24 protein-coding genes are annotated in these 22268 nt (G+C 69.7%); 19 read left to right on the forward strand and 5 right to left on the reverse strand.

The features are described 5' to 3' along the window. Window positions 1–28 precede the first annotated feature (28 nt). The 3 genes from minC to minE all read left to right on the forward strand — a co-directional run bounded on the left by minC (window position 29) and on the right by minE (window position 1962). Window positions 29–784 (forward strand): septum site-determining protein MinC, encoded by a 756-nt coding sequence (gene minC, locus LMH63_RS05385; RefSeq protein ID WP_109676713.1) that lies wholly within the window; start codon window positions 29–31, stop codon window positions 782–784. Between the two features lie 84 nt (window positions 785–868). Further along, window positions 869–1675 (forward strand): septum site-determining protein MinD, encoded by an 807-nt coding sequence (minD, locus tag LMH63_RS05390; RefSeq protein ID WP_109676711.1) that lies wholly within the window; start codon window positions 869–871, stop codon window positions 1673–1675. 5 nt (window positions 1676–1680) lie between these two features. Beyond that, window positions 1681–1962 (forward strand): cell division topological specificity factor MinE, encoded by a 282-nt coding sequence (gene minE, locus LMH63_RS05395; RefSeq protein WP_109676709.1) that lies wholly within the window; start codon window positions 1681–1683, stop codon window positions 1960–1962. A gap of 74 nt (window positions 1963–2036) precedes the next feature. On the opposite strand, the gene LMH63_RS05400 is transcribed toward minE, so the two are convergent. Both LMH63_RS05400 and gloB read right to left on the reverse strand, forming a co-directional pair. Continuing rightward, entirely contained in the window at window positions 2037–3665 is a 1629-nt protein-coding gene (locus LMH63_RS05400; protein ID WP_109676707.1) for a LysM peptidoglycan-binding domain-containing protein, read from the reverse strand. Window positions 3666–3774: 109 nt separating this feature from the next. After that, complete coding sequence (gene gloB / locus LMH63_RS05405) at window positions 3775–4542, reverse strand: hydroxyacylglutathione hydrolase (protein ID WP_109676706.1); 768 nt, start codon at window positions 4540–4542, stop codon at window positions 3775–3777. Between the two features lie 129 nt (window positions 4543–4671). Here gloB and LMH63_RS05410 point away from each other — a divergent pair, with 129 nt between their 5' ends. The 5 genes from LMH63_RS05410 (at window position 4672) to LMH63_RS05430 (ending at window position 8413) form a co-directional block, all read left to right on the forward strand. After that, window positions 4672–5424: a methyltransferase domain-containing protein gene (locus tag LMH63_RS05410; RefSeq protein ID WP_109676704.1), complete on the forward strand. Its 753-nt coding sequence runs from the start codon at window positions 4672–4674 to the stop codon at window positions 5422–5424. Then, entirely contained in the window at window positions 5411–5860 is a 450-nt protein-coding gene (gene rnhA / locus LMH63_RS05415; protein ID WP_109676876.1) for a ribonuclease HI, read from the forward strand. Before LMH63_RS05410 ends, rnhA begins: the two co-directional genes overlap by 14 nt. A 111-nt stretch (window positions 5861–5971) precedes the next feature. After that, window positions 5972–6697: a DNA polymerase III subunit epsilon gene (dnaQ, locus tag LMH63_RS05420; RefSeq protein ID WP_109676702.1), complete on the forward strand. Its 726-nt coding sequence runs from the start codon at window positions 5972–5974 to the stop codon at window positions 6695–6697. Beyond that, window positions 6697–7425, forward strand: a complete 729-nt coding sequence (locus LMH63_RS05425) for an HAD family hydrolase (protein ID WP_109676700.1) — start codon at window positions 6697–6699, stop codon at window positions 7423–7425. Before dnaQ ends, LMH63_RS05425 begins: the two co-directional genes overlap by 1 nt. Before the next feature lie 220 nt (window positions 7426–7645). Next, complete coding sequence (locus LMH63_RS05430; protein WP_109676698.1) at window positions 7646–8413, forward strand: competence/damage-inducible protein A; 768 nt, start codon at window positions 7646–7648, stop codon at window positions 8411–8413. 47 nt (window positions 8414–8460) lie between these two features. Here the strand turns inward: LMH63_RS05430 and LMH63_RS05435 are convergent, their stop codons facing one another. Next, window positions 8461–9789: an ABC transporter substrate-binding protein gene (locus tag LMH63_RS05435; RefSeq protein WP_109676696.1), complete on the reverse strand. Its 1329-nt coding sequence runs from the start codon at window positions 9787–9789 to the stop codon at window positions 8461–8463. A gap of 365 nt (window positions 9790–10154) precedes the next feature. Between LMH63_RS05435 and LMH63_RS05440 the strand changes: the two genes are divergently transcribed. From LMH63_RS05440 to LMH63_RS05485, 10 genes are all read left to right on the forward strand, one after another. Further along, on the forward strand, window positions 10155–10964 hold the full coding sequence (locus LMH63_RS05440) for an ABC transporter ATP-binding protein (RefSeq protein ID WP_109676694.1): 810 nt from the start codon (window positions 10155–10157) through the stop codon (window positions 10962–10964). Further along, complete coding sequence (locus tag LMH63_RS05445) at window positions 10945–11658, forward strand: ABC transporter ATP-binding protein (protein WP_109676693.1); 714 nt, start codon at window positions 10945–10947, stop codon at window positions 11656–11658. The genes LMH63_RS05440 and LMH63_RS05445 overlap by 20 nt, the downstream gene beginning before the upstream one ends. Beyond that, complete coding sequence (locus tag LMH63_RS05450) at window positions 11655–12710, forward strand: branched-chain amino acid ABC transporter permease (protein ID WP_109676691.1); 1056 nt, start codon at window positions 11655–11657, stop codon at window positions 12708–12710. The genes LMH63_RS05445 and LMH63_RS05450 overlap by 4 nt, the downstream gene beginning before the upstream one ends. A gap of 1 nt (window position 12711) precedes the next feature. Further along, entirely contained in the window at window positions 12712–13899 is a 1188-nt protein-coding gene (locus tag LMH63_RS05455; protein WP_199225598.1) for a branched-chain amino acid ABC transporter permease, read from the forward strand. 68 nt (window positions 13900–13967) lie between these two features. After that, the gene (locus LMH63_RS05460; protein WP_109676689.1) at window positions 13968–14984 is read left to right on the forward strand and encodes a DctP family TRAP transporter solute-binding subunit; all 1017 of its coding nucleotides are present in this window, start codon (window positions 13968–13970) and stop codon (window positions 14982–14984) included. 58 nt (window positions 14985–15042) lie between these two features. After that, on the forward strand, window positions 15043–15546 hold the full coding sequence (locus LMH63_RS05465) for a TRAP transporter small permease (RefSeq protein WP_109676687.1): 504 nt from the start codon (window positions 15043–15045) through the stop codon (window positions 15544–15546). Beyond that, window positions 15546–16841 carry a TRAP transporter large permease gene (locus LMH63_RS05470; RefSeq protein WP_109676685.1) on the forward strand — a complete coding sequence of 432 codons (1296 nt, stop codon included), beginning with the start codon at window positions 15546–15548 and terminating at the stop codon, window positions 16839–16841. Before LMH63_RS05465 ends, LMH63_RS05470 begins: the two co-directional genes overlap by 1 nt. Before the next feature lie 96 nt (window positions 16842–16937). Beyond that, window positions 16938–18047 carry a hypothetical protein gene (locus LMH63_RS05475; RefSeq protein WP_109676683.1) on the forward strand — a complete coding sequence of 370 codons (1110 nt, stop codon included), beginning with the start codon at window positions 16938–16940 and terminating at the stop codon, window positions 18045–18047. A 291-nt stretch (window positions 18048–18338) separates the two neighbouring features. Beyond that, window positions 18339–18527: a hypothetical protein gene (locus LMH63_RS05480; protein WP_109676681.1), complete on the forward strand. Its 189-nt coding sequence runs from the start codon at window positions 18339–18341 to the stop codon at window positions 18525–18527. Beyond that, window positions 18524–19990: a sodium:solute symporter family protein gene (locus LMH63_RS05485; protein ID WP_109676872.1), complete on the forward strand. Its 1467-nt coding sequence runs from the start codon at window positions 18524–18526 to the stop codon at window positions 19988–19990. Before LMH63_RS05480 ends, LMH63_RS05485 begins: the two co-directional genes overlap by 4 nt. Before the next feature lie 28 nt (window positions 19991–20018). Here the strand turns inward: LMH63_RS05485 and LMH63_RS05490 are convergent, their stop codons facing one another. Both LMH63_RS05490 and LMH63_RS05495 read right to left on the reverse strand, forming a co-directional pair. Further along, the gene (locus tag LMH63_RS05490; protein WP_109676679.1) at window positions 20019–20765 is read right to left on the reverse strand and encodes a chalcone isomerase family protein; all 747 of its coding nucleotides are present in this window, start codon (window positions 20763–20765) and stop codon (window positions 20019–20021) included. Continuing rightward, a complete protein-coding gene (locus LMH63_RS05495; RefSeq protein WP_109676677.1) occupies window positions 20762–21313 on the reverse strand; it encodes a DUF3833 domain-containing protein in 552 nt (183 codons plus the stop codon). The genes LMH63_RS05490 and LMH63_RS05495 overlap by 4 nt, the downstream gene beginning before the upstream one ends. 138 nt (window positions 21314–21451) lie before the next feature. On the opposite strand from LMH63_RS05495, the gene LMH63_RS05500 reads away from it, so the two are divergent. Then, window positions 21452–22162, forward strand: a complete 711-nt coding sequence (locus LMH63_RS05500) for a DUF3429 family protein (protein WP_158280303.1) — start codon at window positions 21452–21454, stop codon at window positions 22160–22162. Window positions 22163–22268: the final 106 nt, after the last annotated feature.

Here is a 22268-nt window from a genome sequence, read left to right on the forward strand (position 1 = left end):
CCGCGCCGCGGCCGGCTCGGGAACCCTGATGGCCTCGCAACTGGACGCCGCGCAACCCGCCTTCGAGCTGAAGGGTCGCATGGCCACCCTCACCGTGCTGCGGGTGCTCACCCGCGATCCGGAGTCCCTGCTCGCGCAACTGGACGAACGCCTCGCCGGTGCCCCCGGATTCTTCGCCGGCATGCCGCTGGTGCTGGAGCCGGCCGGCGAGGGGGAGTCGATCGCCGGCGAGGGTCTGCGCCGCGTGGTGGAGGGGCTGCGGGAGCGCGGGCTGGTGCCGGTGGCGAGCGTCGGACTGGAAGCGAGCGAGGCGGCAGCCGTTGGCCTCGGTACGCTGCGCAATCTCGAGGCGGGCCGCCGCCCGGCGACGTCCGAGCCCTCGACTGAACCCCCGGCGGACGCCGCCGCTGAGCCCGAGGTGGCTGCGGAGGCCGCCGCCGGGCCGGCGACGGCCGCCGGTGCGGCGCGGATCGTCACCCAGCCGGTGCGCTCGGGGCAGCAGATCTACGCCCGCGGCGGCGATCTGGTGGTCCTGGCCTCGGTGAGCCCCGGTGCAGAGGTGCTGGCGGACGGGCACGTGCACATCTATGGCGCCCTGCGCGGGCGGGCTCTGGCCGGTGTGCAGGGCGACGCCCGGGCGCGCATATTCTGCCAGACGCTGGAGGCCGAGCTCGTCGCCATCGCCGGGCATTACCAGCTGAGCGAGCAGTTCGAGGAAGATCTGCGCGGGCGCGCGGTGGGCATCCGCCTGGATGCCGATGCGCTTCGCGTCGAGGCGCTGTAGCCGCGCGCTGCCCCGCGCGGGAGACAGAACATTTGGGGGCGGCGCCGCGGGGCGCCGGAGAACCGCATTCCGGAGGTGCAAGCAGTGGCGAAAATCGTCGTCGTGACATCCGGCAAGGGTGGGGTCGGCAAGACCACCACCAGCGCCGCGCTGGGAGCAGGTCTCGCAAAGGCGGGGCATCGCACGGTGGTGGTCGACTTCGATGTCGGCCTGCGCAACCTGGATCTGATCATGGGTTGCGAGCGCCGCGTGGTGTACGACTTCGTCAACGTCATCAACGGCGAGGCGAACCTGAACCAGGCCGTGATCCGCGACAAGCGGGTGGAAGGGCTGGCGATCCTGCCTGCCTCCCAGACCCGGGACAAGGACGCGCTTACCCTGGAGGGCGTGCAGAGCGTGCTCGAATCGCTCGCCGAGGACTATGACTACGTCGTCTGCGACTCGCCCGCCGGCATCGAGCGCGGCGCGCACCTCGCCATGTACTTTGCCGACGAGGCCCTGGTAGTGACCAACCCGGAGGTCTCCTCGGTGCGCGACTCCGACCGGGTGCTCGGCCTGCTGGCGAGCAAGACCCGGCGCGCCGAGCAGGGGCTCGATCCGGTGCGCGAGCATCTGCTCATTACCCGTTACGCGCCCTCGCGTGTCGGCAAGGGCGAGATGCTGAGCGTCGAGGACATCCGCGAGATCCTTGCCATCGACCTGCTCGGGGTGATCCCGGAGTCGACGGCGGTGCTCAACGCCTCCAACGCCGGCGTGCCGGTGGTGCTGGAGGACAAGACCGACGCCGGGCAGGCCTATGCCGATGCGGTGGCGCGGTTCCTCGGCGAGACCCGGGAGCATCGCTTCCTTACCGAGAAGAAGGGCTTCCTCGGCCGGCTGTTCGGGAGCTAGCGCCCATGAGCTTTCTCAGCTACTTCCGCTCGCAGAAGAAGCGCTCCGCCGCGGTCGCGAAGGAGCGGCTGCAGATCATCGTCGCCAGGGAGCGCAGCTATCGCGGTGGTCCGGACTACCTGCCGCGACTGCAGGAGGAGCTGCTGCAGGTGATCCGGCGCTACATCGCGGTGGACGACGACGCCGTGCGCATGCAGATCGACCGTGAGGGCGATTGCGAGGTGCTCGAGCTCAACGTCACCCTGCCGGAGGGCGCCGAGCAGAGCCGGGCCGGGGCGGACTCCTAGCCCGCCGGATCCGCGCCCGCAACCGTGGACCGGTGAGATATCCGGGCTGGTCCCGAGTGCGTGAGCCGGGCGCGTTAGCGGCTGCTCTGGGCGGTCACGTCCACGCGCAGGCGCAGGGTCTGTCCCGGCTGCAGATAGCCGCCGGTGCCAAGACCGTTCCACTGCCTCAGCTGGCTGACCGTGACGTTGAAGCGCTGGGCGATGGCGTAGAGCGAATCGCCCTTGCGCACGGTGTAGCGCACTGACTGCAACCGCGCCTCCGGCGCCGCACGGGCGGTGCGCACGGGCTGGGCATCCTCGGTCCAGATGGCGAGTTGCTGGCCGACGCGGAGGGTGTCGCCCGGCGCCATGTTGTTCCAGCCGGCGAGCTCGCGCACACCGACGCCGTGACGGCGGGCGATGCTCCAGAAGCTGTCCCCGGAGCGCACCACGTAGGACTGCCGCTCGCGCCCGGCACGCTGGCGATCCTGCTGAGCGCGCAGGCGCTGGCCGGCGCTGAGTGCGTACTCGCCGCTCGGGCGGCTCGCCACCGGCACCAGCAGGTGGCTGCCGGCACGGATCAGCGAGCCGTTGAGGTCGTTGGCCTCGCGCAGGGCGTCCACGGTGACGTGATAGCGCCGGGCAATGGCGATGAGGCTCTCACCGGGCTGCACCCGATGCCGCTCCCAGCGCAGCCACGACTCCGGCGGCCGCTCCGCCACTGCCGTGCGAAAGGCCTCCGCCAGCTCGAGTGGCAGCACCAGACGGTGCGGACCCTCCGGCGCCGTCGCCCAGCGGTTGTAACCCGGGTTGAGCTGGTAGAGCTGCTCTACCGTGATGCCGGCGAGCTCGGCGGCGAGCGCGAGGTCGATCTGGTGGTCGAGCTCAACGGTGGCGATCTGCGGCTCGTTGGGAATTTCCGGGATGCTGAGGCCGTGGACCTCGGGGGCCTGCACCAGGTCCCGCAGGGCGAGCAGCCGCGGCACGTAGTGCCGCGTCTCCCGCGGCAGGTCAAGGGACCAGAAGTCGCCCGGTCGCCCGGCGGCGCGATTACGCTCGATCGCCCGCATGACCCGGCCCTCACCGGCGTTGTACGCCGCCACGGCCAGCAGCCAGTCGCCGTCGAACAGCTCCGAGAGGCGTTCCAGGTAGTCCAGGGCGGCGTCCGTGGCTGCGAGTACGTCACGGCGGCCGTCGTACCACCAGTTCTGGGTCAGCCCGTAGTGCCGCCCGGTGGCCGGGACGAACTGCCAGATCCCGGCGGCGCGCCCGTGCGAGTAGGCAAAGGGCCGGAAGGCGCTCTCGACCACGGGCAGCAGCGCGAGCTCGGTGGGCAGGTCGCGCGCCTCGATCTGCTCGACGATATGGAAGAGGTAGGGCCTGGCGCGCTCCGCCACGCGGGCCATGTAGTCCGGCCGGGCGGCGAAGTAGCTGAGCTGCTGGCGGACCTTTGGGTCGTCCGCCTCGGGCAGCCGGAAGCCCTCGCGGATGCGCTGCCAGAGGTCGTCAGGGCGCGCCGGAGGGAGTGGGTCGGGCAGTGACGCGGGAGTCTCGAAGCTTACCAGGGCATCGGGCACCAGCGCCGCTGGCAGCTCTGGCGTGGCACCACGCTCGCTGGCGGCCGGGTGCCTCGGACCCGCCGTCTCGTCGGCCGTGTCGAGAATGGCGCAGCCGCCAGCGAGCAGCGCCAGCGCGATGGGAAGGCTCTGCAGAATCTTCTGCACGCCGGGTTCTCCTTGTTATCGGCCCCGGTGACGGGGCGCAGCGACTCCCGGCCGGCCCACCGGGCCGGTACGATCCGAGCCTCATTCCGGTGCGGCGCGCCCCCCGCTATCAGAAGCGATCCTTCCAGGCGCGAATCGCGGCGAATACCTCTTCTGCGGAGGCTAGCCTGCGCCCGGTGTGGGCTTCCGCGCTCTCGATCACGCTTTGCCGGTCCCAGCGCAGGAACGGGTTGGTGGCGAACTCCTCGCCCAGGCGCGAGGGCAGTGTGATGCCGCCGCGACCGCGCTGCTCGCGAACCCGCTCGAGGCGCTCGGCCAGTGCCTGGTTGTCGGGCTCCACCGCCCGCGCGAACTCGAGATTGGCCAGCGTGTACTCATGGCCGCAGTAGAGGCGCGTGTCCTCCGGCAGCTCCCGCAGCGCGGCCAGTGATGCCAGCATCTGTGCGGGCGTGCCTTCGAACAGCCGTCCGCAGCCGCCGGCGAAGAGACTGTCACCGGAGAACAGGACGCCATCGCCGAGAAAGGCGATATGGCCGGCGGTGTGGCCGGGGACGGCCAGCACCTCGAGCTCGGTGGTCAGCCCGGGGGCGGCGAAGCGCTCGCCGGCCTGCAGACCGCGGGTACGCGCCGGAATGGTTTCGTCCGCGGGTCCGAGCACCGGCACATCGCCGCCCGCAAGCTCGGCGACACCGCCGACGTGATCGGGGTGATGATGCGTGATCAGGATGCCGGTGAGGGTGGCGCCCATGGCCTCCAGGGCGCGGCGCACCGGGGCCGCCTCACCCGGATCGACGACGACGGCGCTGGTGCCCTCGCTTTCGCGGAGCAGCCAGGCGTAGTTGTCCCTGAGCAGCGGTATGGGAGTGATTTCCAGCATGCTCGCATGCTAACCGCTCGCCGTAGGCGGCTCAATCGGACGGCTGACGCGGCCCTTCGGGTCGGGGTACTCTGTCCGGTGTTTGTCAGGGCACCGGCAGGGCCCCACAGAGGATCGATACGCACCACCATGAAGCCGCTGCACGCCTGGTTCCGGACTCCCCTTGGCGAGGACCTCGCGCGCACGGAGTGCCGCATGCTCTCGCGGCGGCTGGCGGCGCTGCGTGCACGCCGCATCCTGCAGATCGGCGCCTACGGCACCGGCGAGTCGCCGGCGGTGTTCGGCGAGGCCCGCCAGTGGCTGCTGGACGATTGGCCCGGCGGCCCGGTGGATGTGGCCGGAGAACCGGAGCAGCTGCCCCTCCTCTCGGAGAGCGTGGACGTGGTGGTGGTCGTCCACCAGCTCGAGTTCAGTCGCTGGCCGCATCAGATCCTGCGCGAGGCGGTGCGGGTGCTCGCGCCCGAAGGGCATCTGCTGGTGGTGAGCTTCAACCCGTTCAGCCTCTGGGGGCTCCGCCGCCTGCTCTACGGTCGCTATGGGCGGCCGCCGTGGACCGGGCGCTTCCTGCCGCCGCCGCGCGTCGCGGACTGGATGATGCTGCTTGGCCTGACCGTGGAGCGCCACGAAGGGCTCGTGCTGCGGCCGCCGCTGAATCATCGCTGGCTGCTCCGCCAGGGCGGCGGCCACCGGCGCCGCGACGCCCGGCTGGGCCCCTGGCTGCGCTGGGTCGGCGGGGTGAATCTCGCCCTGGGGCAGAAGCGGGTGGCGGCGGTGCGGCCGCCGCCGATGGTGGCGAAGCCGCGACTGGAGGTGATCCCCGGCGGCCTTGCCCAGACGCGAGTGGCGCACGATGCCCGCCGGGTGCGGCATGACCCGCGTTGAGATCTTCACCGACGGCGCCTGCCGCGGCAATCCCGGGCCGGGTGGCTGGGGTGCGCTGCTGCGCGCCGGCGACAACGAGCGCGAGCTGCACGGCGGCGAGGCGCAGACCACGAACAATCGCATGGAGCTGATGGCCGCGATCTGCGCCCTGGAGAGCCTGAAGCGGCCCTGCCGGGTGGACCTCACCACCGACTCCCAGTACCTGCGCAAGGGGATCACCGAGTGGATGCCCGCCTGGAAACGCCGCGGCTGGCGTACCGCCGACCGCAAGCCGGTGAAGAACCGCGACCTCTGGGAGCGCCTGGACGAGCTGGTCAACCGCCACCAGGTGGCCTGGCACTGGGTCCGCGGTCACACCGGCCACGCGGAGAACGAGCGCGTGGACGCGCTGGCGAACCGGGGGATAGACGAGGTCATCCGGACGGGGTCCGGATGACAGTTCAAAGTTCCCAGTTCAAGGTTCAAAGGCTGACGCCGTGCCGTAAAGGGGTCGCTCGCCCAGCTTTGAACCTTGAACTTTGAACTTGAAACTGGCCGGAGGCCTCGCATGCGACAGATCGTCCTGGACACCGAAACCACCGGTCTCGAGCCCGCCGACGGGCATCGGGTGATCGAGCTCGGGTGCTTCGAGCTGAGTCATCGGCGGCCCACGGGGCGGACGTTCCACGAGTACCTCAATCCGGAGCGGCCCGTGGATGCCGAGGCGGTGGAGGTGCATGGCCTCGACGACGCCTTCCTCGCCGACAAGCCGCGCTTCGCCGAGGTGGCCCAGGCGTTCTTCGAGTTCATTGCCGGGGCCGAGCTGATCATCCATAACGCGCCGTTCGACGTCGGCTTCCTCAATCACGAGCTCTCGCTGCTGGGCGAGGCCTGGGGCCGGATCGAGGACCACTGCGGGGTGACGGACACGCTCGCCCTCGCCCGGGAGATGCACCCGGGGCAGCGCAACAGCCTGGACGCGCTCTGCAGGCGCTACGGTGTCGACAACGGCGGCCGAACCCTGCACGGCGCGCTGCTGGACGCGGAGATCCTCGCCGAGGTCTACCTGGCGATGACCGGCGGCCAGGCCGCGCTCTTCCTCGGTGACGAGGCCGGAGCGGGCGAGGGCCCTGCACGGCGTGGCATCCGCCGGCTCGCAGCGGAGCGGCCACGCTTGCGGGTGGTCCAGCCCGATGCCGAGGCACAGGCGCGCCATGCGGCCTGGCTGGAGCGCCTCGACGAGGCCGCGGGCGGGCGCTGCGTGTGGCGCGCCCTCGAGGCGGAGGGCGAGTGATGGCGAACGCCCTCCTGCGCGGGCCGGTCAAGGCGATCACCTTCGATCTCGACTTTACCCTTTGGGATCTCACCGGCGTGCTCCACCACGCGGAGGCCGTGAGCCAGCAGCTGCTGGAACGGCGCTATCCGGACGTCGCGGAGCGTTACGACGCCGAGGGTCTGCGCCGGCTGCGGGATAGCATCGCCGAGCAGCGGCCGGACCTGCGCCACGATGTGACGGCCCTGCGCCGGGAGGCGCTGCGGCAGGCGGGCGCCGAGGCGGGCTACCGGGGCGAGGGGCTGGCGCGGCTGGTGGACGAGGCCTTCGAGACCTTTCTCGACGCCCGCCACGACGTCGCCTTCTACGATGACGCCTTGCCCGTGCTGGAGGCGCTGCACGGGCGGGTACGCCTCGGCGCGATCACCAATGGCAATGCCGAGGTGCAGCGGCTCGGAGTCGGACGGTTCTTCGACTTCGCCCTCTCCGCCGTCGAGATCGGGGCCGCCAAGCCGGCACGGCTGGTGTTCGAGGCCGCCGCCCATCGCGCCGGCGCGGCGCCGGGCGAGATCGTGCACGTCGGCGACGATGTCCACAGTGACGTCACCGGCGCCGCCGCCTACGGCATGCAGGCGGTGTGGCTGAATCGCGCCGCCGAGCCCTGGCCGAAGGAAGCGCCCGCGGTCCCGCACGTCGAGCTGCCGGATCTGTGGCGGCTGCTGGAGCGGGTTGAGGACTGTCTTGAGTGAGTGGCAAGTGGCAAGTAGCAAGCTGGAAGTGACGAGTGACGAGGTGGGTGTTGCCGGCAGGTGATATCGGACCTGCGTTTGTTTCGCTCTCGCTTGCAACTTGTTACTTGCAACTTGCTACTCAATGACTGGCCATTCGGCGCTCGGCGGAACCGACCGCCATCGGCCGCCAGTTGGCTCGTCCCGCGAGCCGCTCAACGAATCCATGGAGTTCCCGCCCATGCCCCAGTTCGGCCTGATCGTCATCGGTGACGAGCTGCTCTCCGGCAAGCGCCGGGACAAACACTTTCCGCATCTGGTGGCGCTGCTGGCCGAGCGGGGGCTGGAGCTGCACTGGGTACGCTTCATCAGTGACGATGCCGGGCTGATCACACGCACCCTGAGCGAGACCTTCGCCAGTGGCGACGTCGTGTTCAGCTGCGGCGGCATCGGAGCCACACCGGACGACCGTACCCGTCAGTGCGCGGCTGAGGCCCTGGGCGTGCCGCTGGCCATTCACCCCGAGGGGCAGCGGGAGCTGGAGGCTCGCTTCGGGCGGCCGGTGGAGCCGGCGCGGCGGCTACGGCTGGTGGAATTTCCCGAGGGGGCGGAGCTGGTGCCGAACCCCGTGAACCGGGTGCCGGGCTTCGCCATCCGGGAGCATTATTTTCTGCCCGGGTTCCCGAACATGGCCTGGCCGATGATGGCCTGGGTGCTGGACACCCATTATCGTGACATCCAGGCGCCGGGCAGCCAGCTCGAGCAGGTGATCGCGGTGGACGGGGCAAGGGAGAGCGACGTCATTCCACTCATGGAGCGCTTCGTGGCGGCCCACCCGGAGCTGAGGCTGTCATGTCTGCCCAACACGCTGGAGTCCGGATTCCGGCTGGAGCTCGGGCTGCGCGGGGCGCCCGAGGCCGTGCGCAGCGGCATGGACGAGCTGCGCCGGGAGGTGGAAGCGCTGGGCTTCCCGTGGCGGGACGTGGATCTGCGGAGCACGCCGGATTAGGCGCTGGGGAGGGACGGGGCGCAATGCGCCCCGTCCCAGGGTCGGCCTTACTCCCGCGGGATGTTTTCGGCCTCGATGATGCGGACGGTTTCGATGCCGCCATCGGTGAACTGCCACACCGACATCGGCGTGATCACGTCCCCGTTCTCGTCGAAGTCCACCGGCCCGGCGGCGCCGCTGTAGTCGACGTCCTCGCCGTTCATGATGGCCTCGATGCCGGCCCGCAGGCTGTCCATGTCCGAGGCCAGGATCTGCTGCCCCGGCGGGTTGGAGACCTCACGCAGGCGATCCCGCAGGACCGTGCCGGTGATCTCCTCGGCATCGTGGCCGTCGGCGATGGCCTTCACCACGGCGAGGCTGATGGCCATGGCCGCGTCGTAGGCCGAATCCGTGAACGGCGGGATATTCTCCCGGCCGGTGGCCTCCCGATAGGCCGCCGCGAAGGAGCTGTAGCCCGCGCTGTCCGGATTCGCCGCTGGCGCCGTGCCGTAGAAGCCCTCCAGGTAGTCCGCGCCCATCGACTCGATCACCTGCTGGGAACGATTGCCGTCCACGAACTGGATGGTGTCGATGTCGAAGATGTCGCGGGCCTCGCGCAGGAAGGTCGCGGTATGCGCCGGGTAGCTCGAGGCGAACAGCATGTCCGGGTCATCGCCCAGTGCCTCGTCCAGCTGCGAGGTGTAGGTGGGCTGGGTTTCCTCCGGATGCGGCACCTCGCCATGGATCGTTCCGCCCCGGCGTTCGAAGGCCGCGGCGAAGGCGTTGGAGAGGCCCTGACCGTAGGGGTTGTTGACGTAGATGGTCGCGGCCGAGTCGACGCTGTAGTCCTCGAAGATCTCGCCCCGGGCGAGCTGTGCGGCCACCACGCCCTGCAGCAGGTCGGAGGCGGTGGTGCGGAACAGCATGTCCGCCTCCTGATCCTCCGGGAGTGCCGAGAGCAGGGGGGAGGTGGCGCCGTTGGCGACCTGCAGCACCTCGGAGGGGATGGTCACCGAGGTGGCCACCGCCACGGCGACGCCACTGGACCAGCCACCGACGATGGCGGGTACGCCGTCCGCCTCCACCAGCTTGCGCGCGGCCTCGACGCCGGGGTTGGGCAGGGTGTTGGTGTCCTCGGCGATCAGCTCGGAGATCACCGGGCCGCCCATGACCTCCGAAGTCGCGGCGTTCACCTGGTCCACCGCGAGCTGGGCGGCGTCCTCGTAGTATTCGCCGAACTCGGCGCCGGAGCCGCTGAACGGGGCGATCTGCCCGAGCGGTACCGAGGGCGGCGTCTGTGCCTGGGCCGTGGCGGCCACCAGCCCGCCTGCGGCGAGGGTGCCGAGGGCCACGGGTAGCAGCGCGGCCGTGCCTAGACGATGCCTGACGTCTGTCATGAGCCAGTCTCCTTGTTGGTTCGCTTGGCTGCGAAGGTGTCCGCCCCGCCGGCTGGCGGGACGCGGGTCACACCTGCGGTAGAGTCTAGCCGCCCTGCAGCACTCTACAACGCCCCCAGGAGTCTGCGCCGTGGAACATCTCCCGGCTGCGGCGCCCCACTGCGGGCGCTTTGACCGCTCGCGCTCGGTACATAGTCACCGCTATGCGCCTCGCACGAGCGGCCAAATCGCCTCGCACGCTCGGAAGATTTCCACGGCGCAGACTCCTGGCCGGCGGACTCGACAGTTACCGGGTGCGTTGCTAGCTTACTCGGCTGTTGCGTCGTCCCCGTGGCGGCGGCTTCCCGAGGGCACGTGAGGGGGTCATGGCGGTAACAGGCGACCAGCCAGACGGTATGGCATTGCTCGACGTCACCGGACTGGCGAAGAACTTCGGCGGTCTGCGCGCCCTCGACGGCGCTGACCTGCAGGTGCGAGCGGGCACGATCACCGGGCTCATCGGCCCGAACGGGGCGGGCAAGACGACCCTGTTCAACGTGATCACCGGCTACATCCCGGCGGACGCCGGACGGGTGATCTTCGACGGCCACGACATCACCAATCTGCTGCCCCACCGCATTTTCCGCTACGGCCTCTGCCGCACCTTCCAGATCCCTCGCGAGCACCAGAGCCTCTCGGTTCTGGAGAACCTCATGCTCGTGCCGGCGGGGCAGGTGGGTGAGGGCCTGTTCGGCTCCCTGTTCCGGGGCCGGGCGGTGCGCCATCAGGAGGCGCGGCTGCGCGACCACGCCCGCCAGGTGCTGGAGTTCGTGGAGCTGGCGCATGTCGAGCAGGAGTACGCCCGCAACCTCTCGGGCGGCCAGAAGAAGCTGCTCGAGCTCGCCCGCACCCTCATGACCAACCCCAAGCTGGTGCTCCTCGACGAGCCCGGCGCGGGCGTGAATCCCACGCTGATGCAGCGGCTGTCCGCCAACATCCGTCAGCTCAACGAGGAGCGCGGCATCACCTTTCTCGTCATCGAGCACGACATGGACATGATCATGACGCTGTGCAACCCGGTGGTGGTCATGAGCGAGGGCCGCCGCCTGATGGAAGGGCCGCCGGCGGAGGTCCAGCGCGACCCGCGCGTCCTCGAGGCCTATCTGGGGGGGCAGTATGCCGCTGCTGAAGGTTGAGGGCGTCACCGCCGGCTACGGCGACACGGAGATCCTGAAGGACGTCCACCTGCACATCGAGGAGGGCGAGGTCGTCTCCATCATCGGCCCCAACGGCGCCGGCAAGTCGACGGTGATGAAGACCATCTTCGGCCTGCTGCGTCCACGCGAGGGCAGCATCCGCTTCCGCGAGACCGATCTGGCGGGCCGCTCCCCTTACCACATCGTCCGCCAGGGGCTGTGCTACGTGCCCCAGGTGGCCAACGTCTTCACCACCCTGACGGTGGAAGAGAACCTCGAGATGGGGGGCTACCTGCTGCCCGAGTCCGCCCTGCCGGAGCGCAAGGAGCGGATCTACAGCTTCTTCCCGAAGCTGCGGGAGCGCCGCCGCCAGCGCGCGGGGCTCATGTCCGGCGGCGAGCGGCAGATGGTGGCCATCGGGAGCGCCCTTATGCTGGACCCGGAGCTGCTGATGCTCGACGAACCCTCGGCCGGGCTCTCGCCGAAGCTGGTGGATGAGATTTTCGAGAACATTCAGCGCATTAACCAGGCCGGGCTCGCCATCCTCATGGTCGAGCAGAACGCGAAGAAATCACTGGAGATGGCGCACCGGGGCTATGTCCTCGCCGGCGGCCAGAACCGGGTGGATGGCACCGGTGCGGAGCTGCTGGCGGATCCGGAAGTGGCTCGGCTGTACCTGGGAGGTGGCGGATGAGCGTGGTGGGTCAGGCAGCCTCGCGGCAGCAGCGCACGGGCGAGTGGCTGCGCGCCCGGATGCAGACCCGGGGCTTTCTCTGGAGCGTGCTCGGCGTGCTTCTGCTAGGGGTGCTGGTGCTCGCCGCATTCCAGGGCGTGAGCGCTCAGCGGCTGATCTCGCTGACCGCCTGGGGACTGATGCTCGGCGGCATCATCGGGCTCGGCAGCATCGGCCTGACGCTGGTCTACGGCGTGGTCAAGTTTCCGAACTTCTCCCATGGCGCGCTGGTGACCCTCGGCGCCTACCTGACCCTGGCGGTCATGGCGGTGCTGCCGCAGGGGCCGCGGCTGTTGCCGTTCTCGTTCGGCTGGGAGCTGATCGCAGGCCTGCTGATCGCCATGCCGGTGGTCGGGCTGGTGTCCGTGGCGGTGGATAAGGTCGTCTACCGGCGTCTGCGCACCCAGGGGGCCCATCTGGTGCTGTTCGCGATGGCCTCCCTCGCCATGGAGTTCTTCCTGCGCAGCTGGATCTACCTGATCTGGGGCTCGGACTTCCACTTCTACTACAGTGGCCGTGACAATCCGGCGCTGGACCTCATCCTCGGCATCCGCGTGCGTGCGGATCAGCTATTCATTGTCGCGCTTGCCATCGTCCTGGTGGCCGCGGTCTATCTGCTGCTGGAGCGCACCAAGATCGGCAAGGCCATGCGGGCGACGGCGGACAATCCCGAGCTCGCCCAGGTGCGCGGCATCAATACCGAGCGCGTCATCGCCTGGACCTGGATGGTGGGCGGTGCGCTCGCCGCCGCCGGCGGCGTGATGTACGGCCTCTCCTCCCAGCTGCGCCCGGAGATGGGCTTCTGGCTGCTGCTGCCGATGTTCGCGGCGGTGATCATGGGCGGCATCGGCAACCCCTGGGGGGCGCTCGCCGCGGCCATGATCATCGGCATCGTGCACCAGGTATCCGGTGCCTTCATCAATCCCACCTACGGTCCGGGAGTGGCCTTCATCCTGATGGTCATCACCCTGCTGATCCGGCCGCAGGGCCTGTTCGGGAAAGGCGGAGGCTGACATGTCCGAGAACCTGATCAAGGGCCTGCTGCTGATCGTGCCGCTGGTGCTGCTGCTCGGCCTCGTGCTGCCGCGGCGGCCCTGGCGGGTACCGGTGGCGGTGGTCGGCGGTGCGCTGGTGGCGCTGACCCTGCCCTGGGTGGCGCCGGCGGGTCCGCTCTCCTACAGCGTCTCGTTCGCGGTGATGGGCAGTCTCTACGCGCTGCTCAGCCTCGGCCTGAACACGCAGTGGGGTTATACCGGGCATCTCAATTTCGGTATTGCGGCGTTCTTTGCCATCGGCGCCTTCACCAGCGCACTGGTGACCATGGAGGCGCCCACCGGGCTCGCCGCGCAGTACACGCAGATGGCCTTCGGCCTCAATCAGCCGTTCCTGGTGGGCGTTGTCGCCGCGGCGGTGGCCTCTGCCATCCTCGCCCTGATCGTTGCCGTGCCGGTGCTGCGCCTGCGCATGGACTTCCTCGCCATCGCCACCATCGGCATCGCCGAGGTGGTGCGGCTGATCTTCCAGAACGAGCGCTGGCTCGCCAACGGCCCGCAGCCGCTGCGCGGCATTCCGCGCCCGGGCTACTGCCTGTTCCAGTCCGAGGGCTGCGAGGGGGCGCCCGCCTGGCTCAATGCCCTGTTCGAGCCGCTCGGCACGCGGGACTACTCGCTGCTGTACCTGCTGATTACGGTGGTGATCCTGGCCGTGCTGTACGTGTTCATCGAACGGGCCTGCCGCTCGCCGTGGGGCCGCGTTCTGCGTGCCGTGCGCGATGAGGAGGCCTCGGCGGCGATGAACGGCAAGAACGTCACCTACATGCGCATCCAGTCCTTCGTGGTAGGCGCGGTCATCATGGGGGTGGCCGGTGCGCTGTACGCCCACCACATGGCCACCATCGATTACAGCCACTTCCATGCCCTGTTCGCGACCTTCCTGGTGTGGGTGATGCTCATGCTCGGCGGCAGCGGCAACAATCGCGGCGCGATCATCGGCGGCTTCATCGTCTGGGGCGTCTGGAGCGGCACGGCGTTCCTGGCGGGCGCCATGGAGCCGGCGCTCGCGCTGATCTCCGAGGACCTGCCCGGGCGGGCGCCGTACATTCGCTGGATGCTGGTGGCGCTGATGCTGGCGGTGATCGTGCTCTACCGCCCGCAGGGCCTGTTCCGCGAGGAGAAGCGCGTCTCGCGCTATCTGGCGGATTGATCGCCGGCCACGGCGCCGATGGCGCCAGGGCCGCATGCCGACAACAACACCGAAGGAGGAGGGGAGACATGGGTTTCCGCAGCCTTGCCGTGGCCGCCACCGCGGCCGTAATGCTGCTCGCGGCACCGTTCGCGGGCGCCCAGCTGAAGGACGAGTACACCGTCTCCACCGTGCTGCCGACGCCCTTCCCCTGGGGCGAGGCCGCCGAGCGCTGGGCCGAGCTGGTGGCCGAGCGCAGCGATGGGCGCATCAATCTCAAGATCTATCCCAACGCCGAGCTGGTGGCGGGCAACCAGACGCGGGAATTCCCGGCGCTGCGCAGTGGCGTCATCGACTTCGCCATCGGCTCGACCATCAACTGGTCGCCCCAGGTGCCGGAGCTCAACCTCTTCTCGCTGCCCTTCCTGATGCCGGACTACGCGGCCATCGATGCCCTCACCCAGGGCGAGGCCGGTGAGCGTATCTTCGAGGCGGTGCGCGGCAAGGGCGTGGTGCCGCTGGCCTGGGGCGAGAACGGCTTCCGGGAGCTCTCCAACTCCTCCCACGTGATCCGCACGCCTGCGGACCTCGAGGGGCTGAAGATCCGCGTCGTGGGCTCGCCGCTGTTCGAGGACACCTTCACCGCACTCGGTGCCAATCCCACCCAGATGAGCTGGGCGGATGCCAAGCCAGCGCTCTCCACCGGGGCGGTGGACGGCCAGGAGAATCCGCTCTCGGTGTTCCAGATCGCCAATATCCACGAGGTGGGCCAGAAGTACCTCACCCGCTGGCACTACATGGCGGACCCGCTGATCTTCGCCGCCAACCGCAACATCTGGCAGAGCTTCAGCGAGGCCGATCGGGAGCTCATCCGGCAGGCGGCCATCGACGCCGGCGAATGGGAGATCGAGCGGTCCCGGGCGCAGGTGCCTGAGCGCCTGGAGGCGATTCGCGAGCAGGGTGTGACCATCACCGAGCTGTCCGACGAGGAGCTGGCCGCCTTCCGCGAGGCCACTGCCGAGGTCTACGAGGAATGGACACCGCGCATCGGCGAGGCGCTGGTGGAGCTCGCCCGCGAGGCGATCGCCGAGCGCGCGACGGAGTGATCGGGGCGGGCCCGGCAGTGGGTGCCGGGCCCGCGCCTGCAACGCTGCCAGAGAGGACATGAGCGAACCCGCCGATTCCCAGCCGGATGCACGGCCGCGGGTGCCGCTGGTCATCGAGGAGACCCTGGCCGCGGCGGCCATGGCGGTCATCTGCGTGATCAGCCTGGCCAACGTGATCGTGCGTTATCTCACCGACGCGTCGTTCGCGTTCACCGAGGAGATCTCGGTGTTCATGCTCGTGTTCCTCGCCTTCTTCGGCTCCGCCGTCGCCTTCGCCCGTGACGAGCAGATCCGTATACGCTTCTTCGCCGAGCGCCTGGCCCGGCCCTGGCGCTGGGCGGCCACCGTGATCACCCTCGCTGCCAACCTCGTGGTGTTCGCGCTGGTGATCTGGTACGGGGCGCAGTTCACCTACGAGGAGTGGCTGTTCGAGGCCACGACCCCGGGGCTCGGGGTACCGGCCTGGCTCTACTCCATGTGGCTGCCGGTGGCGGCGGCGGTGATCATCGCCCGCATCCTCGGGCGGTTCCGGCGCCAGCTGCGCGCGCGAATGCCGGACTGATGGCGCCGGAGCTGCTGATCTTCCTCGTCCTCGGGGCGGCCATCGTCATCGGCACCCCCATCGCCACGGCGCTCGGCATCGCCGGCGTGGTGGGCATCGTCGCCGGGCTCTCGCCAGCGATGCTCGGCACCATGGGCATGAACACCTACAACGCCATCGCCAAGTATCCGCTGGTTGCCATCCCGCTGTTCATCCTCACCGGCATCATCTTCGAGCGCTCCGGCGTGGCCGGGGCGCTGGTGCGGTTCGCGCGGGCGCTGGTGGGGGCGCGCCGGGGCGGGCTCGCCACCGTGGCGGTGATCGTCTGCCTCATCATGGGCGGGATGTCGGGCTCCGGGCCGGCGGACGCCGCCGCCGTCGCCACGGTGATGATCCCGAGCATGCTCCGCGCGGGCTATCCGAAGCCGTTCTCGGCGGCGGTGATCGCGGCCTCGGCCTCCACTGCCATCCTTATTCCGCCCTCGGTGGCGCTCATCATCTACTCGGTGCTGGTCCCCCAGGTGGATATCCGGGCGCTGTTCGCCGCGGGGCTCTTCCCGGGGCTGCTGGCCGGGGCGGCGGTGATGGTGCCGGCGATCTGGCTGAGCCGCCGGCACGGCTTCGAGGGCGAGGACTCCGAGCCGCGGCCGCCCCTGCGCGAGAGCTTCATCGGCGCGCTGCCGGCGCTGTTCGCCCCCGTGCTGATCCTCGGCGGGCTGCGCAGCGGGCTGTTCACCCCCACGGAGGCGGCGGTGGTGGCAGTGGGCTACGGCCTGTTCATCGGCCTGGTGGTGTACCGCAATCTCGCCCTCGCAACGGTCTACCGGGCGCTGGTGGATGCGGCCACCATGTCGGGGGTGATACTGCTCATCATCTCCATGGCAGGCATCTTCGCCTGGGCGGGGAGCACCCTCGGTGCATTCGAGCAGGCGGCGGGCTGGGTGCTGTCGCTGTCCGACAGCCCGGCGGTGATCCTCGCCCTGGTGCTGGTCTTCCTGCTGCTGGTGGGCATGGTGCTGGACGGGGTGTCGATCTACATCATCCTGATTCCGCTGCTGATGCCCATCGTGCAGAGCTTCCAGTGGAATCCGGTCTGGTTCGGCATCGTGATGGCGATGACCATCGCCATCGGCCAGTTCACGCCGCCGGTGGCGGTGAACCTGCTGGTCACCTCCCGCGTCGCCGGCATCCGCATCGAGTCGACCCTGGGCTGGGCCATGTGGATGGTGCTGGCGATGCTGGTGGCGATGACGCTGATCGTGCTCTTCCCGGCTATCTCGCTGTGGCTGCCGGAGGTGCTGGGGTACCGGGTCTAGTGTCCCGTTTCGCAAGTTCCTTCTCGCTCTGAGGCCCGCAGCGGCGCCGGGAAGAATCAGCTTGGAGGGCCAAGGACAGTGGGGCACCATGGCCGCATGCATGTCTTCCCCGTCCGTGTCACCGCCATCCTGGCCGTCGTCCTCGTCATGGTGCTGGCGCCCCTGCTCGGGGTGGTGCTGAGCGGTGGTGACCCCGGGCTCTATCTGCGGTTTCCGCCGCGGCCGCTGGAGGCGGCCGAGGGGAGCTTCGTGCCGCTCGCCTTCGCAGCGTATGCGCTGGCGCTGCTGCTCATCGTCGGGCCCTTCGTGCGCCGCGTGTGGCGGAGTTCGGCGCCAGCGCCCCTGGCGAAACGGACCTTTCCCATCTGGGGCTGGGCGGGAGTGACGCTGCTGGTGATCTCCTGGGCGGTTGCCTGGTGGCCGGACCCGGCCTGGGAGGGGATCCGGCGGCAGAGCTTCACGCCGCTGTGGGTGGGCTACATCGTCGCCGTCAATGCGCTCACGCACGCCCGCGGCGGACGGGCGCTGCTGGTGGCCGAGCCGGGGCGGTTCCTCGCGCTGTTCCCGGCGAGCGCGCTGTTCTGGTATCTCTTCGAGTATCTCAACCAGTTCACCGGCAACTGGATCTACGGCGGGGTGGGCGAGACCGCGGCGGATCCGGTGACCTGGTTCCTGCGCTCGGCGCTGCCGTTCAGCACCGTGCTGCCCGCCGTGATCGGGACGCGTGACCTGCTCGCCACCTGGCCGCGGCTGTGCGCGGGTCTGGACAACTTCTGGCGGCCGCCGGTGCCCCCGCGGCGTGCGGGTGCCCTGGGCGCGCTGGCTGCCGCCGCCCTGGGGCTTGTAGCGGTGGCGGTGTGGCCGCGGGGGCTGTACTCGATGCTGTGGCTCGCCCCGCCGGTGCTGATCGTTGCGCTGCAGGCGCTTGCGGGCGAGCGGCATATCGCGACACCGCTCGTGGGCGGGGACTGGCGCGGCCTCTGGCTGGCGGTACTCGCGGCGCTGCTGTGCGGGTTCCTCTGGGAGCTGTGGAATGTCTTCAGCCTGGCGCGGTGGACCTATCACATTCCCTTCGTGGAGGGGTTTCACGTCTTCGAGATGCCGCTGCTGGGCTATGCCGGCTATCTGCCCTTCGGGCTGACCTGCATCGCCGCCGCGCAGCTGCTCACGGGCCTCGATCCACGCCCACGCTGCGCGAATCGGTGAGATATGCGGGCTAGTTCGCTCCCGCGCGAGAAACGCCTGCGCCTCGCTCGGCTACCGTGGGTGCCATCCGCCGCGCCGATAAGGCGTGGCGAAGCTCGTCGATAATCAGCTCTCGCATGGTCGCCTCGGGCGATGCCGTTCATCGCCGCCGTTCGTCACCCGGCCTGCCTCGGTCCACAAGCCGTAGCCGCGAATGGCTGAGATAGCCGGGCCAGAGATGATATGCTCCAATAGAGCACATGGTAGGGACCGCTACCGTCTTCCTTTCGTCCCAACCGGGAGATCGCTGACGTGCCGAGCGCAAGGTCCAATGCGGGCGGCCTCTGGCTGCTTGCCGCCCTCATCGTCGCCGCCTTCGTGGTGCCCTACACGGTGCTGCGTGGCATGCCCGTGTGGCACGGGGCCTTTCTGTTCTGGAGCCTGTTCGGCTTGGCCGCGATCGCGGTCATTCTGGGCATCCTTGCGAGGTGGCGGCCGTGACGGCGGCGGTGTCCTGGGCGCTTGCCGTCTATGCGCTGCTTGGGGCGCTGGTGGCCTGGGGGGCGCGGCGCGGGCTCGGTGCCGGCATCGAGGAGTACTACCTGGCGGGCCGCCGCGCCGGCGGTGTGCTCTCGGCGCTGAGCTACGGGGCGACCACCTACAGCGCCTTCATGATGGTGGGCCTGGCGGGGCTCACCTACGCGGGCGGCGTCGGCGCCCTCGGTTTCGAGCTCATCTACCTCTCCGGCTTGGGGCTGGTGGTCATTTTCGGGCCGCGTTTCTGGGTCGTCGGCCAGCGCTTCGGCTTCGTCACGCCGGCGGAGATGCTCGGCTATCGCTATGGCAGCGGGCTATTGGCGGCGCTGGTGGCGATCGCCGCCTGCATCTTCCTGATCCCGTACAGCGCCGTGCAGCTCATGGGGATCGGCTATCTGCTCTCCGGCATCAGCGACGGCGCCATCGGCTTCACGCCCGGGGTGCTGGTCGGTGCAGCGCTCGCGCTGGTCTGGACGCTGGCGGCGGGGCTGCGCTCGGTGCTCTGGACCGACGCGCTGCAAGTGGTGCTGATGCTCGTGACGAGCCTGCTGGCGGTGGGCTTCGTGATCGCCGCCCTCGGGGGGCCGGGCGAGTTCTTGGCCCGGACCGAGGCCGAGTACGGAGACTGGCTGGCCGTGCCCGGCCCCGGGCTGTTCGATGTCGTGACCTTTCTCGGGCTGACGGTGCCCTGGTTCTTTTTCTCGCTAAGCAACCCGCAGGTGAGTCAGCGCCTGTTCACCACGGAGTCCCTCGGCGCCCTGCGCACCATGATCGCGGGCTTCCTGGTGCTCGGGTTCGTCTACACGCTGGTGTCCGTGCTCTGGGGCTTCTCGGCGCTGCATCTGCTGCCCGACCTGGAGCAGGCCGACCTGGCGACGCCCCGGCTGCTCGCCACGGGGGCGATCCCGGACGCGGTGGCAGTGGTGCTGGTGGTGGGCATCGTGGCTGCTGCGGTATCGACGGTGGATTCGATTCTGCTGGCGCTGGCGGCGCTGGTGACACGCGATGTCTACCGCCCGCTGGCGCCAGAGGGCGGCCGCCAGATGCTCGCGGGGCAGATCGTCGTGCTGGTGGTCACCGCCGTCGCCGTGCTGTTCGCACGTCTGCAGCTGGATCTGATCACGATCCTGTCGGTGGCCTCCTCGGCCGGGCTGCTGGTGACCGTGCCGGCCATCGTCGGCGCCTTCTTCTGGCGCCGGGGGACGGCGGCCGGCGCGATCGCCAGCATCGCCGTGGCCGGCGTCATCGTCACTGCGCTGCAGCTCACCGGAATGCGGCCGCTGGGGATACCGGCCTCCCTCTGGGGTGGCGCGCTGGCCGTGGCCATTTTTGTGGGCGTGAGCCTGGTTACCGAGCCGCCGCGGGAGCGGGCTGCGCGTTTCCTCGAGCCGATCCGCGAGGCGCTGCCGCGGCACAATATCTGGTGACTCCGAACGACTGCTGCCGAGAGAGGGCTTACTCCGCAAGCCCTGCCAGCAGGTCATCGCGCAGGGTGTCGGACAGCGGATCGTCCGGATGCAGCCAGATGCCGTAGTACGCCTCCGCGAAGTCGGCGCCCTCGACGGTGCCGACGGGCTCGCCGTTGAAGCTGAGGGTGGTGCCCTCGCCGGGGACGTAGTCCATGCGGTAGCGGTCTCCGTCCTCCACCGCCTGGAACCAGCCCTGAAAACGGCGCAGACGCTCCTCGATCGCCATCATGCCGTCGCTGCCGATCTGCCGCTCGAGGACCGTATTGGCGGCGCGGATAATGTCCTCGGGCGAGATCTCGTAGAAGTACTCGATCTCCAGGCGGCGCGGGGTGTCGGCGGCCAGCACCTCGTCCGGCGGCGTGCCCTCGGGCACGTACAGGGCGGCAGCGTAGACGGTGAAGACGATGCGGTACTTGGCGACGCCGGTGCCGGCCAGGGTAAGGGTGCGGTCGGCAAGCTCGGCGGTCTCCTCGAAGCGGGCGCCACTCTGTTCCACCACGCCGAGGGCGGGTGCGGCGGCGAAGCCGAGGCCTAGCGCGCATATCGCACCGATTCGCGAGGCGAGGGCGCGGAGATGGCGGGCAGGACAAGGCGCGCGAGAGTCCGGGCGCGCAGGCGTACTCGACAGTACGTCGAGCACCCGGGCCGAGCGCAACGCCGGCCCGCCCGCCAGCTCTGCGGCCGCAGCCGTGAATCGGTGCGATATGCGCGCTAGCAGGACAGTGCGGATCATGCGTCGCCTCCGGCGTCGGCCTTGCGGAAGAAGATCGTCACCTCGCCGACCTTGAATCCGAACTTGGTGACCTCGGCGGTGTTGATCAGCGTGCGCTCGTCGGTGAGGTACATCCAGTCGTTGAAGTGCAGGTTCCAGGTGCGCTCGCCGGTGTCGAGGGCGAGGGTGTACTGCCAGTTCAGCGCATTGCCGTAGCGCCGGCCCTCGGCGACGCCGACGACGTCGTCGGCGCGGCCCTCGTAGGTGTGCTCGTCGATGCGGCGGATGCGCCAGACCCGGCGATCGGTCTCGCCGTCGGCGTACCGGAAGCGTTCATCGAGGATGATCTGGTCGCCCTCGACGCGGCCGTCGATGTCCACGGTGAAGCGTCGGCGGACTTCGCCGCTACGGGACTGGAACATGCCCCAGGCGCGGACCTCGCCGTCGAAATACTCCTCCAGCCGGAATTCCGGGCTCTCGCCGGCGTAGTCCTCCGGTGCGACGCCGGCGCAGCCGGCGAGCAGCAGGACGGGCAGAAGCAGGGCACTCAAAAGGGGACGGCTTCGCATGGACGACTCCCGATGGCTGGGCGACTGGGACCTGACAGGACTTCCGAAATCATCAGTAGTAGGCGCACGCGAGGGGTGCCAAGTTCCGTGCAGCCTGCGACGATAGCCCGGGCCGTGGCCGCTGGTATCGGAGGAGTGATGAGCGCCGATGGGGAAATCGTCGAGCTGGCCCGCAGCGCGCCGGTGGTGGTGTTCCACTCGCCGGTGACGGACCTCGCGGGCCTGGATCAGCGTCTGGATCAGGCCGGCCTGCGCTGGCGCGCAGTGGAGCTCGGCATGGGCGACTCGGACAACCGCGCCCGCTTCCAGGCACTGAAGGCCCTCACCGGCAGCGGCACGCTGCCGCAGGTGTTCATGGACGGTCGCTACGTTGGCGGGCTGCGCGAGGCCATGGCGCGGCTGGATGCCGGTACGCCGCGCCGCGGTGCCCCGGCCGCTGCCGCATGGATGGGCTATCTCGGGCTGCTGCCGTTTGCCGCCGGCGCCCTCGGCGTCTGGTTCGGGCCGGCCTGGGTGGCGGGCTGGCTGGCGGCCTATGGCGCGGTCATCCTGTCTTTCGTCGGAGCGGTGCACTGGGGCCTGGCGGTGGCCGATGCCCGGCCTGCCCCGGAGACCTTCTACGCCTCGGTGGTGCCGGCGCTGGTGGGCTGGGCGGCGCTGCTGGTGCCCGTGATCGTGGCCCTGCCGGTGCTGGCGGCGGCATTCGTGCTCTGGCGCTACTGGGAGTACCAGCACGCGCGCACCACCCTGCCACGCTGGTTCCGGCGCCTGCGCACCGCGCTTACGGTGGGCGCGGCCGCCAGCCTGGCGATCGCCTGGCCCGCGCTGCTGCCGCTCTCCGGCGGCTAGGAGTCTGCGCCGTAGAACGTCTCCCGGCTGCGGCGGCCCCACCGCGGCCGCATTGACCGCTCGCGCTCGTTACATAGCGACCACTATGCGCCTCGCACGAGCGGCC

The organism is Spiribacter halobius (assembly GCF_020883455.1).
GTDB classification, from domain to species: domain Bacteria; phylum Pseudomonadota; class Gammaproteobacteria; order Nitrococcales; family Nitrococcaceae; genus Sediminicurvatus; species Sediminicurvatus halobius.